The 11538-nt window shown below is 73.1% G+C and carries 11 protein-coding genes; 1 reads left to right on the top strand and 10 read right to left on the bottom strand.

Features of this window, described 5'->3' with window-relative positions:
• Positions 1 to 53 precede the first annotated feature (53 nt).
• The 10 genes from ABZ873_RS08120 to ABZ873_RS08075 form a co-directional block, all read right to left on the bottom strand.
• Complete coding sequence (locus ABZ873_RS08120) at positions 54 to 254, bottom strand: hypothetical protein (RefSeq protein WP_360866987.1); 201 nt, start codon at positions 252 to 254, stop codon at positions 54 to 56.
• 75 nt (positions 255 to 329) lie between these two features.
• Positions 330 to 920, bottom strand: coding sequence for a hypothetical protein (locus ABZ873_RS08115; protein ID WP_360866984.1), 591 nt, complete (start codon positions 918 to 920; stop codon positions 330 to 332).
• Between the two features lie 91 nt (positions 921 to 1011).
• The gene (locus ABZ873_RS08110; protein ID WP_360866981.1) at positions 1012 to 1689 is read right to left on the bottom strand and encodes a potassium-transporting ATPase subunit C; all 678 of its coding nucleotides are present in this window, start codon (positions 1687 to 1689) and stop codon (positions 1012 to 1014) included.
• 21 nt (positions 1690 to 1710) lie between these two features.
• Positions 1711 to 3840, bottom strand: coding sequence for a potassium-transporting ATPase subunit KdpB (gene kdpB / locus ABZ873_RS08105; RefSeq protein WP_360866977.1), 2130 nt, complete (start codon positions 3838 to 3840; stop codon positions 1711 to 1713).
• Positions 3837 to 5501 carry a potassium-transporting ATPase subunit KdpA gene (gene kdpA / locus ABZ873_RS08100; RefSeq protein ID WP_360866974.1) on the bottom strand — a complete coding sequence of 555 codons (1665 nt, stop codon included), beginning with the start codon at positions 5499 to 5501 and terminating at the stop codon, positions 3837 to 3839. The genes kdpB and kdpA overlap by 4 nt, the downstream gene beginning before the upstream one ends.
• Positions 5502 to 5509: 8 nt before the next feature.
• Positions 5510 to 5599 carry a K(+)-transporting ATPase subunit F gene (gene kdpF / locus ABZ873_RS08095; RefSeq protein WP_037631082.1) on the bottom strand — a complete coding sequence of 30 codons (90 nt, stop codon included), beginning with the start codon at positions 5597 to 5599 and terminating at the stop codon, positions 5510 to 5512.
• Entirely contained in the window at positions 5596 to 5814 is a 219-nt protein-coding gene (locus tag ABZ873_RS08090) for a hypothetical protein (RefSeq protein ID WP_360866971.1), read from the bottom strand. The genes kdpF and ABZ873_RS08090 overlap by 4 nt, the downstream gene beginning before the upstream one ends.
• 618 nt (positions 5815 to 6432) lie before the next feature.
• Positions 6433 to 6960 (bottom strand): SMI1/KNR4 family protein, encoded by a 528-nt coding sequence (locus tag ABZ873_RS08085; RefSeq protein ID WP_360866968.1) that lies wholly within the window; start codon positions 6958 to 6960, stop codon positions 6433 to 6435.
• A gap of 70 nt (positions 6961 to 7030) precedes the next feature.
• Positions 7031 to 8860: a DEDDh family exonuclease gene (locus tag ABZ873_RS08080; RefSeq protein WP_360866965.1), complete on the bottom strand. Its 1830-nt coding sequence runs from the start codon at positions 8858 to 8860 to the stop codon at positions 7031 to 7033.
• Positions 8861 to 8941: 81 nt separating this feature from the next.
• The gene (locus ABZ873_RS08075; protein ID WP_360866962.1) at positions 8942 to 10075 is read right to left on the bottom strand and encodes a hypothetical protein; all 1134 of its coding nucleotides are present in this window, start codon (positions 10073 to 10075) and stop codon (positions 8942 to 8944) included.
• A 224-nt stretch (positions 10076 to 10299) separates the two neighbouring features.
• Here ABZ873_RS08075 and ABZ873_RS08070 point away from each other — a divergent pair, with 224 nt between their 5' ends.
• A complete protein-coding gene (locus ABZ873_RS08070; protein WP_360866959.1) occupies positions 10300 to 11436 on the top strand; it encodes a winged helix DNA-binding domain-containing protein in 1137 nt (378 codons plus the stop codon).
• Positions 11437 to 11538 lie beyond the last annotated feature (102 nt).

The raw sequence follows: 11538 nt of genomic DNA, 5'->3' as shown, positions 1-11538 counted from the left end.
CGACGAGGGCCGGGCCGCCCCCGAGATGGCCCGGACCTCGTGGTCCCCCGACGTCAGCGGTCGTCCCGCATGTCGTCCAGGTCCCCCTCGCGCAGGTCGTGCATCACGTCCCGCATCGTCGCGTCCTCCCGGCCGCGCTCGTGCGCGATCTCGTCGGGGGTGCGCGGCCTGCCGCCCGTCCTCAGCTGCCCGGGCTCCGGCGACCGCCCGCGGATCCGCTCCGCGCGGCCCTCGCCGTCCTGCTTGCCACCCATCACGGTTCACCTCTCCGCCTCGCCCCTCGCCCTGCTGCTAACCACTGGGGCGCGGGCCAAACAGGCCGCCGCCGGTCAGGTGCTCCGCAGGTCCCTCGGCCAGCTGCCCGGCGGGTCCGGGGGCAGCACGTGGTCGCGGCGGACCCGGTCCGCGTTGGCCCGCGCGACACGGGCCTCGTCCGGCGGGGGCGGCTGCCGGACGCCGAGGGCCCTGCCGCGCGCGGGCACGGCGGGCGCGCGGGGGGCCTCGTAGGGGACACGCAGGGGTACGTGCGGCTCCCGCGGGTCCGCTCCGGCCGCGCGGGCGGCTTCCGGCGGGAGGGCCGCGCGTACCGCCCGGCCGGCCGCCTCGGGATCCGGCACGGTGACGGCCACCTGCCCGTACGGTGCCCCGGCGGCCAGGTCCAGGCAGAGCACGGGCCCGCCGGCCCGTACCGCGACGAAGTCCTCGCCCTCCGGGGTGCGCCGGATCCCGGCGCACCGGCCCGGATGCCACAGGCCCCGGCCGGCCTCGCCGCGCAGCACCCGCCACCAGCTGGTCTCCACGTGCGCCCGGCGCAGCGCGGCCGCGGGCAGCCGTACCGCCCGCAGCCGGCGCGCGGCCAGCAGCTCGCGGGGGCCGAGCCGTACGACCACCTCGTCGCTCTTCACGCTCACCCGTGCCATGACCCGTACGCCGCCCTTCCGCCGCGTGCCCCCTCGGGGGGCGGCTCCCCGCGATCCGGGCGGGCCATGCATGGCTCGCTTTCCGGGGCCGTCAGCCGCTGGTCAGTGCGGCGAGGGCGAGGTTCAGCCGGAGCAGGTTCACGCGGGGTTCGCCGAGGAAGCCGAGCTGGCGTCCCTCGGTGTGGTCCTTGACCAGCTGCTCGACCCGCTGGACGTCCAGGCCGTTCCGCTCCGCGACCCGGTGTGCCTGGAGTGCGGCGTACGCGGGGGAGATGTGCGGGTCGAGGCCGGAGCCGGAGGAGGTGACGGCGTCGGCGGGCACGTCCTCGGGCTTCACCGTGTAGGTCGCGGTGGAGTTGTCGGTGACCACGGCCCGCCTGGCCTCGGTGACCATCGTGACCAGGTCCGGGTTGTCGGCCGCCTTGTTGGTGGCGCCGGAGAGGATCAGCGCGTACTGGGTGTTGACGGTGTTGGTGCCGAGGCCGTGGGAGGGGCGCGGCTGGAACCACTTGAGGTCCGGCCGGGGCGCCTCCTCGGGGTCGTCGGGGTTCTGCTGGGGAAGGTCGTAGGTCTGGCCGATGAGGGAGGAGCCGGCGACGCGGCCGCTCGCGTCCTTGATCTCGGAGCCGTTGGCCTTGTCGTGGAACGCGGCCTGGGCGATACCGGTGACGGCGAGCGGATAGAGGATCCCGCACAGGACCGTCAGGACGAGGAGGGCCCGCAGGCCCGCGCCGAGGAGGCGCGCTGTGGTGGCTACGGAAGTGTTCATGGCAGGTCAGCGGTTCCTGATTCAGGCGAGCCCGGGGATGAGGGAGAGCAGCATGTCGATGAGCTTGATGCCGATGAACGGGGCGACCAGGCCGCCCAGTCCGTAGACGCCGAGGTTGCGGCGCAGCATCCGGTCGGCGCTGGTCGGCCGGTACCGCACGCCCCGGAGGGCGAGCGGGACGAGCGCGACGATGATCAGCGCGTTGAAGATGACGGCGGACAGGATCGCGGACTCGGGGGAGGCCAGGCCCATGATGTTGAGGGTGTCCAGGCCCGGATACACCACGGCGAACATGGCCGGGATGATCGCGAAGTACTTCGCGACGTCGTTGGCGATGGAGAAGGTGGTCAGGGCGCCCCGGGTGATGAGGAGCTGCTTGCCGATCTCGACGATCTCGATGAGCTTCGTCGGGTCGGAGTCCAGGTCCACCATGTTCCCGGCCTCCTTGGCGGCCGAGGTGCCCGTGTTCATCGCCACGCCCACATCGGCCTGGGCCAGGGCCGGGGCGTCGTTGGTGCCGTCGCCGGTCATCGCGACGAGCTTGCCGCCCGCCTGCTCCCGCTTGATGAGGGCCATCTTGTCCTCGGGGGTGGCCTCCGCGAGGAAGTCGTCCACGCCCGCCTCCTCCGCGATGGCCTTCGCGGTCAGCGGGTTGTCACCGGTGATCATGACGGTCTTGATGCCCATGCGGCGCAGCTCGTCGAAGCGCTCGCGCATGCCCGCCTTGACCACGTCCTTGAGGTGGATGACCCCGAGGACCCGGGCCCCCTCGGCGTCCTCGACGGCGACCAGCAGCGGGGTGCCGCCCGCCTGGGAGATGGTGTCGGTGAGGGCGCGGGCGTCCTCCGCGACGGTGCCGCCGCGCTCCCGCACCCAGGCGAGGACCGCGCCCGCCGCCCCCTTGCGTACGGTGCGCCCGGCGAGGTCCACCCCGGACATCCGGGTCTGCGCGGTGAAGGGGATCCACTCGGCGTGCGCCAGTTCGCCCTGGTGGCGCTCGCGCAGCCCGTACTTCTCCTTCGCGAGCACGACGATGGAACGGCCCTCGGGGGTCTCGTCGGCCAGGGAGGACAGCTGGGCGGCATCGGCGAGCCCGGCCGCGGTGGTGCCCCGTACGGGCACGAACTCGGCGGCCTGGCGGTTGCCGAGCGTGATGGTGCCGGTCTTGTCGAGGAGCAGCGTGGAGACGTCCCCGGCCGCCTCCACCGCGCGGCCGCTCATGGCGAGGACATTGCGCTGGACCAGGCGGTCCATGCCGGCGATGCCGATGGCGGAGAGCAGCGCGCCGATGGTGGTCGGGATCAGGCAGACCAGCAGGGCCGTGAGCACGATCATGGACTGCTCGGCGCCGGCGTACATCGCGAACGGCTGGAGGGTGACCACGGCCAGCAGGAAGACGATCGTCAGCGACGCCAGGAGGATGTTGAGGGCGATCTCGTTGGGCGTCTTCTGCCGGGCCGCGCCCTCGACGAGGGCGATCATGCGGTCGATGAAGGTCTCGCCCGGCTTGGTGGTGATCCGGACGACGATCCGGTCCGAGAGGACCTTCGTACCGCCCGTGACCGCGCTGCGGTCGCCGCCCGACTCGCGGATCACCGGCGCGGATTCGCCGGTGATGGCGGACTCGTCGACGGAGGCGACCCCCTCGACCACGTCCCCGTCGCCGGGGATGACATCACCCGCCTCGCAGACCACGAGGTCCCCGACGCGCAGCTCCGTACCGGGTACGGACTCCTCGGCGCCGGTGGTGGCGCCGGTGGCGGCACTGGCGCCGGTCGTGGTCAGGCGGCGGGCCACGGAGTCGGTCTTGGCCTTGCGCAGGGTGTCGGCCTGGGCCTTGCCGCGGCCCTCGGCGACGGCCTCGGCGAGGTTGGCGAAGAGCGTGGTCAGCCACAGCCAGGCGGTGATCGCCCAGCCGAACCAGTCCGTCGGGTCCGTGAGCGCGAGCCCGGTGGTGACCACCGAGCCGACCAGGACCACGAACATGACGGGAGACGTGACCATGACGCGCGGGTCCAGCTTGCGCACCGCTTCGGGGAGGGAACGCAGGAGCTGCTTCGGGTCGAAGAGGCCACCGCCCACGCGCCCGGCCGGCCGTGGCGCGGCGGGGGCGTCCTCGTGCGGAGCACGGACAGGGGTGATGGTGCTCATGAGGCGAGCCCTTCGGCGAGCGGTCCCAGCGCGAGGGCGGGGAAGTAGGTCAGACCGGTGATGACGACGATCGTGCCGACGAGCAGCCCGGCGTAGAGCGGCTTGTCGGTGCGCAGGGTCCCGGCGGTGGCGGGGACGGGCGGCTGCTCGGCGAGCGAACCGGCCAGCGCGAGCACGAACACGATGGGCAGGAAGCGGCCCAGCAGCATGGCGATGCCGAGGGTGCTGTTGAACCACTGGGTGTCGGCGTTCAGGCCCGCGAAGGCCGAGCCGTTGTTGTTGGCGCCCGAGGTGTAGGCGTAGAGGATCTCGGTGAAGCCGTGCGCGCCCGGGTTGGCCATCGAGTTGCCGGGGGTGGGCAGGGCCAGAGCCGCGGCGGTGAAGCAGAGCACGAGGGCCGGGGTGACGAGGAGGTAGCAGGCGGCCAGCTTGATCTGGCGCGTGCCGATCTTCTTGCCCAGGTACTCCGGGGTGCGGCCGACCATCAGGCCCGCGAGGAACACCGCGATGACGGCCATGATCAGCATGCCGTAGAGGCCGGAGCCGACTCCGCCGGGCGCGATCTCGCCGAGCTGCATCCCGAGCAGGGCGATGCCGCCGCCGAGGCCGGTGTAGGAGGAGTGGAAGGAGTTGACCGCGCCGGTCGAGGTCAGGGTGGTGGCCACGGCGAAGATCGAGGACCCGGCGATGCCGAACCGGTTCTCCTTGCCCTCCATCGCCCCGCCCGCGGCCTCCAGGGCCGGGCCGTGGTGGGCGAACTCGGTCCACATCATCAGCGCGGTGAAGCCCAGCCAGATCGTGGCCATGGTGGCGAGGATGGCGTAGCCCTGGCGCGGGTTGCCGACCATGCGGCCGAAGGTGCGGGTCAGGGCGAAGGGGATGAGGAGGATGAGGAAGACCTCGAAGAGGTTGGAGAAGGGGGTCGGGTTCTCGAAGGGGTGGGCGGAGTTGGCGTTGAAGTAGCCGCCGCCGTTGGTTCCCAGCTCCTTGATGACCTCCTGCGAGGCGACCGCGCCGCCGTTCCACTGCTGCGTACCGCCCGCGAACTGCCCGACCTCGTGGATCCCGGCGAAGTTCTGGATGGCGCCGCAGGCGACGAGGACGAGCGCGCCGGCTATGGAGAGGGGGAGGAGGATCCGTACCGTGCCGCGGACCAGGTCGGCCCAGAAGTTCCCGAGCTCGCCGGTCCGGGAGCGCGCGAAGCCCCGTACGAGGGCCACGGCGACGGCCATGCCGACAGCGGCGGAGACGAAGTTCTGGACGGCCAGGCCGCCGGTCTGCACGAGGTGGCCCATGGCCTGCTCGCCGTAGTACGACTGCCAGTTGGTGTTGGCGACGAAGGAGGCGGCGGTGTTGAACGCCTGGTCCGGGTCGATGGAGGCGAAGCCGAGGGAGCCGGGCAGGGAGCCCTGGAGGCGCTGGAGGGCGTACAGGAAGAGCACGCCGACGGCGGAGAAGGCGAGGACGGCCCGCAGATAGGCGGGCCAGCGCATCTCGGTGGAGGGGTCGGCGCCGATGGCCTTGTAGATCCACTTCTCGGGGCGGTGGTGCCGCTCGGAGGAGTAGACCCGGGCCATGTGGTCGCCGAGCGGCCGGTAGGCGAGGGCCAGGGCGGCGGTCAGCGCGAGGAGCTGGAGCGCTCCCGCGGTCGGGGAACTCATGACGGCGCTCAGAACCTCTCCGGCTTGACGAGGGCGAGGACGAGGTACCCGACCAGCGCGGCGGCCACGAGCAGCCCGACGATGTTCTCGGCACTCACAGCTTGGCCACCCCCCGGGCGACGAGAGCCACCAGCCCGAAGACGGCGAGGGTGGCGAGGACGAAGGCCAGATCGGCCATCGCGAGCTCCTGAGATGAGACGGGATGAAACGGGGAAAAATTCGCGACGAATCGGGGATCCGATTCCGGCCAGAACGACCGACACTCAGCAAACCCCCAGCTCAACGCCCCCAGCACCCCCTTGACGCGGTCCATACGCCCCCCACCTCTCTCTTGACACCCCACTGACGCAGCCCTGACGACGCCCTGACGCGGGGGCGGGGCGGGGCGTGGCGCGTGGGCGGGGTGGGGCTTGCCCCGCGCAGGGGCGGGCGGCGCGCGACCGAGCCGGTCCGCTGGGGAGCTGTAGCGAGAATGCGTCGGCTGTCCGGCCGGGGGCGCGCACCCTCTCCGCTCCGGTGTCCACGGGGGCGTGCCACCGGCGGACAGCAGGAGGAGGGCGGCTACCGACGCGTGGGGCGGCCGGACGTGGCCGAGGCCGGCTCAGAGACCGGCGCTGTGCCGTGCACGAGGCCGCCTACGCAGGCGCGCGTCGGGCACGGTCGTCCGCTCGTGGGCCGGAGGCGGTGCCGCGGGCCGCAACTGCCCGGAGGGCAACCGCCGTGCCGATCAGCGGCTCGCCGCGCCACCATGGCCGTGCGGGCGGCCCTGGCCCCCGGCCCCCGAGAACCGGCCACGGTGTCGGCGGGGCCGAGGTCACTCACCTGGGCGCCGGAGCCCGCGGCGTCGAGCCGCACCGGCGGCGAAGGGGCGCCATGGCGTCGGCGCAGCCGGGGACTCCCCACCCGGGGCCGGCGCCCGCGCCAGTCCGGCTCAGCGGCAGAGGGACGTGATCGTGTCGGTGAAGCCGGGGAATTCGTCCTCCGCCTGGCGGACCACCGCTTCCGCCGACGCGTGGCGGGCTGGGGCGTGGCGTTCCGCGAGGGAGGTGCGGGCGGGGTCCGGGTGTCCCGTCCAGTCCGTCGCGTACGGGGAACCCGCCTCCGCCGGGCCGAAGCCGTCCGCCAGGAGCCACAGCAGGTCGGCCAGGTCGCGCGCCACGACACCCGTCTCCCCCTCCGACCCGAGGAAGACCACCGGCTGTTCCTCCACCGGCCGCCCCGGCCGGACCAGCCAGAACGCCGCGTACCCGCCCGTCCCGTCCTGGCCGAACACCCGGAAGGCGTCCCCGTCCAGCTCGGTGTTCCCGGTCCACGCCTGGAACCAGTCGGTGGTGTCCTCGGCGGACAGGAACGCCGGGTAGGGCTCGAAGTCGACCCCGTGGCCGTCCGCGTAGTCGAACGGAACGGACATCGCGGCGGCCAGCGCGGCGGGGAACTCTCGGTCATCGGTGTACGTCACCCGCCCAGGCTAGCCACGCCCACCGACACCCGCCCCGATGCCCCCGACCGGCCAACCCCCCGCCCGGCCGTCAGGCCACCTCGACGCCGTAGCCGCGTACAAGCGCCTCCAGGTCGTGGTCGTAGCCCTGCCCCACCGCGCGGAAGCGCCACAGCGGGCCCCGGCGGTACAGCTCGGCCAGGAGCAGCGTGCGTTCGCTGGTGGCGGCGTCCAGCGCCGCCTGCGCGGTGGCCGGGGCGTCGCTGCCGGGCGCGAGGGTGATCTGGACGGCCCCTATGTCGCCGAAGGTGCCCGCACCGTCGATGGCGGCGGCGATCGCCACCCGCTGGGCGGCGGGCGGGAGTGCGGCCAGGTCGACCGTCACGGTCTGCTCCGTCGGGCCGTCGCAGAGCAGCCGGGTGGCTCCGTCCGGGCTCTCGGGTGCCCCGTAGAAGACGAAGTCCCCGTCGCAGGAGACCTGTTGCTCCTCGTCGAGGACGAAGGCCACCACATCGATCTCGCAGTCCGTCCGCGGCGCCGCCCATGAGGCGTTCACGTACCAGCGCCCGGACGCGGCGGGCAGCACGGGCACGTCGATGACCCCGCCGCGGGGCAGGACGGCGGCGTCCGACGGACGGCCCTCCGAGACGGCCGCCGCGACCGCGGGGACCGGCTCCGGCACGGGCGACCCCAGCCACCCCGGCTCGTGGACGGGCAGCCCCATCGAGGTGACGCGCGCCAGACGCCGGTCGCGCTCGGCGCCGGTGAGGAGCACGATGTCCGTCACGCTCGCCGAGAGGTTGATGGCGGCGGCTCCGCCGAGCTCGACGACCCGGGCGCGGGCGCCGGCCGCTTCCGTGTGCGAGCCGCCCAGGACCAGGACCCGCCGCCGCCCGAACGGCTGCACGACCCGCGGCGCCGGGGGCGCCACCACCTGCCGAGGCGCCGGTACCGCGACGGCCGGTACCGCAGCCGGTACCGCCGTCGCCGCCTGCTGCTGGTGCGGGGTTCCCGGCCGTACGTCCGCCAGCAGGGCGAGGAAGCCGCGTTCGTCGAGCACCGGAACCCCCTCCGCCGCGGCCCGCCGGGCCTTCCCCGACGCCGAACCCGCGTCGTTGGTGACGAGGACACTGGTGTGCCGGCTGACCGACCCCATCACGTTCAGACCGGCGGCCACCGAACGCGCCACCAACTCCGCCCGCGCCATGTCCGTATCTCCCGTCACAGCGATCTTCATCCCCTGGACGAGCGGCCCGCCGGCCACCAGCCGCCCCGGATTCCGGTACGCGCACGGCGTCTTCGGCGGCTGCGGCGCGAACCGGGGATCCTGCCGGGGCGGACAGGGCACCAGCGGCAGCGGGAGGTCCAGCCGTACGGCCTCGGAGAGGGAGGCGCGGAAGATTCCCGCGAGGACCCTGGTGTCGTCCAGCGCGTCATGGGCCCTGGTCTGTACGACGCCGTAGTGCGCGGCCAGCGAGGCCAGGCTCAGGCTGTCGGTCGGCGGCTCCACCCGCCGGTTCAGTGCCAGGGTGCACAGCCGCCGGGAGACGGGCAGGGTCAGCCCGGCCCGCGCGAACTCGTGGGCGAGGAAGTCGTAGTCGAACTGCGCGTTATGGGCGACCAGCACCCGCCCCTGCAGCAGCGCGCCGATCCGCCCGGCGATCCGGCCGAACGCAGGCGCACCGCGCAGCCGCTCCGGCGTGAGCCCGTGGATGTGGACGGGCCCGGGATCGCAGCCGGGGTCGACCAGGCTGCTGAACTCCTCCACGAGCCTCCCCTCCGGCCCGAGGGTGAGGACGGCGACCGACAGGATCCGGTCACGCCGTGGGACGAGCCCTGAGGTCTCGACATCGACCAGCGCCCAGTCATGGGCGTAATCGGGCAGGTGGGACACGTCGAGCGCGGCGGCAGCAGGAGACATGACAACAAGCATGATTCGGACACCACCGCGCATCAACCCGAACGCCCAAATCCACCTGCCCCGGCGGCCGGTGCGACGGCATCAGGCGCGCCGGCAACGCTCCCGCAGCTCGGAAAGAACGGCCTTCTCGCGCGCGTTGGCGGCGCCGTCCACCGCCGCCACCCGCTCGGCGGCGTCCACGACGTCGCTCACATCGCCCGGCTCGGCCTCCACGAGCCGCCACACCTCGGCGGGGTCGATGTCGACCACGCGCGCGAGCCGTTCGTCGGCCACCTGGTGCCGCTCCCGGACCAGCCGCACCAGGTGGCGCATCAGCAACGCCTCGTCGTCGGATATCTTCGCGTCGGCCGTGACGACCAGCCACGCCACCCACAGCAGCAGCCGCGGATGACGGCTCCGCTCGCTCAGGCTCTCCGCGAGTTCGATCACCCGCGCCTCGTTCCGGAAGACGGCCTGGGCATGCCGGCCCGCGACCAGCGTGGTGTAGCGGTTCACCAGCACCGCGAGCGGAACCCCGACCGCCGGGATGCCGATCTTGATGATGTTGCGCTGCAGCAGATGCTTCCCGACGACGGGCAGGCCCTTCGCGGCCGTCAGCACCGATCCGGAGTAGAAGCGCTTGACCAGCGGCCGTACCATGGCCGGGACCGCCTTCACCACGCCTTCCCGGACCGTCTCCCCGCCCTTGATCGTGAAGGCCACCCGGATCAGCTTCCACATGTCGTCGGGGTCGGAGAGGTCGACCGGGACCCGGTAGAGGACCGCGATGTCGTAGGCCAGGCGCAGTTGGAGCCGGGTGATGAACGCGACGTCGACCATCATCGTCGCGACGGCGGCCGGGAAGGTCGCGGGCGAGGCGCCCCCGAGGCTTCCGATGGTGGCGACGACGGCCGCCGAATAGGCACCGGCGGAGAGCCCGCCTTCGAGGGCGGCGTAGCGCGCCGCCATCTTGATCCGCTGGTCGACGACGGCGTCCGCCGGGACACCCTGGTACCGGTCCTGGAAGTACTGCCAGTCGACCTTCTGGGTGTAGGAGTTCATGGCCTGGCCCATGAGCTTGGTGAACCAGCCGCCCGACTTGATGTCGTCGCCGCTCAGGCTCTTGATGAACTCCCGTATCTCGGCCCGCTCGCGTTCGACGGCCTCCCGGTCGGCGGCTTCGTCGCCGTCCTTGTCGCCCGTGGCGCCGAGGGTGTCGGTCGGAGTCTGGGTCATGGCGATTCCCCCGGGGAGTGCGGCAGGCAGGCAGGTGGATGGGTGGGCAGGTGGGCGGGCCACCGGGTGCGGTGATGCGGCGCACGTCCCGCTGGGCTGAAACCTAGCGCCTGATGCGGCGCTTGGTGCGCGTGATCAGATTTCCGTGATGACCCCGCCCGGGCGCGGCGCACCGCGCCCCGTTGCGGACAGCCGTTGTCCGCAAGCGGGGCTAGGTTGCTGGTATGGCTTTCAGGACGAACTCGTATCCCCTGCTCGGTGTGCGGGCGCTCAATCGGGCGACCCTTGCTCGGCAGTTGCTGCTGCGGCGGGCCGGTATGTCCGCGCGGGACGCCGTCGGGCATCTGCTCGGGTTGCAGGCGCAGAATGTCAAGCCGCCCTACTTCCAGCTCCACGCCCGCCTCGAAGGGTTCCGGCCCGCCGAGCTCGCCGGGCTCATGGAGGCGCGGGAGGTGGTGCGGATGGTGACCATGCGGTCCACCATCCACACCCACACCGCCGAGGACGCCCTGACCCTGCGGCCGCTCGTGCAGCCCGCCCGGGACCGCGAGGTGCACTACTTCCGCAAGGGGCTCGCCGGGGTGGACCTCGGGCGGCTCGCCGAGCGGGCCCGGGGCTTCGTCGACGAGGCGCCGCGCACTATGGGGGAGATCCGCGAGGACCTGCTCCAGGAATGGCCCGAGGCCGATCCGCAGTCGCTGTCCGTCGCCGCGCGCTGTCTGCTGCCGCTGGTGCAGGTCACCCCGCGCGGAGTGTGGGGGCGCAGCGGGCAGGTGCGGCTGACCACCGTCGAGAACTGGCTCGGCGGGAGCGCGACCACGGCCGAGCCCGTGCGGGCGCAGCCCATGGACGAGGTCGTCCTGCGCTACCTCGCCGCCTTCGGGCCCGCCTCCGTCAAGGACATGCAGACCTGGGCCGGGCTGACCCGGCTGCGCGACTCCTTCGAGCGGCTGCGGCCCGGACTGGCCGTCTTCCGCGACGAGAACGGCGTGGAGCTCTTCGACCTCCCCGACGCGCCCCGCCCCGACGCCGACACCCCGGCGCCGCCGCGTTTCCTGCCCGAGTTCGACAACCTCCTGCTGTCCCACGCCGACCGCGCACGCGTCGTACCGCCGCAGCTCAAGGGGCGTACGTGGAGCGGGAACCAGGCCCACTGCACCCTGCTCGTCGACGGGTTCCTCGCGGGCCTGTGGAAGCTGGAGGGGCGGCGGCTCACCATCGAGCTGTTCGACCCCCAGGCACAGGGGCTGAGCGCCGCCCGGGACGAGATCGTCGCCGAGGGGGAGCGGATGGCCGCCGACCTGGCCGGACCCGGGGAGGAGGCGCCGGTCGCGGTCCGCTTCGCCGCCGTCCGCCCCTGAACCCGGACCGGACCCGAACCCGGACCGGACCCGAACCCGGACCGGACCCGATCCCGTACCGGACCCGAACCCGTACTCGGTCAACTCCCGGCTGACGCCGCC

It is taken from the genome of Streptomyces sp. NPDC047014 (genome assembly GCF_040644195.1).
Lineage (GTDB): Bacteria > Actinomycetota > Actinomycetes > Streptomycetales > Streptomycetaceae > Streptomyces.
The sequence above is the reverse complement of the archived record's forward strand: the minus strand, read 5'-3'. Positions and strand labels throughout refer to the sequence as shown.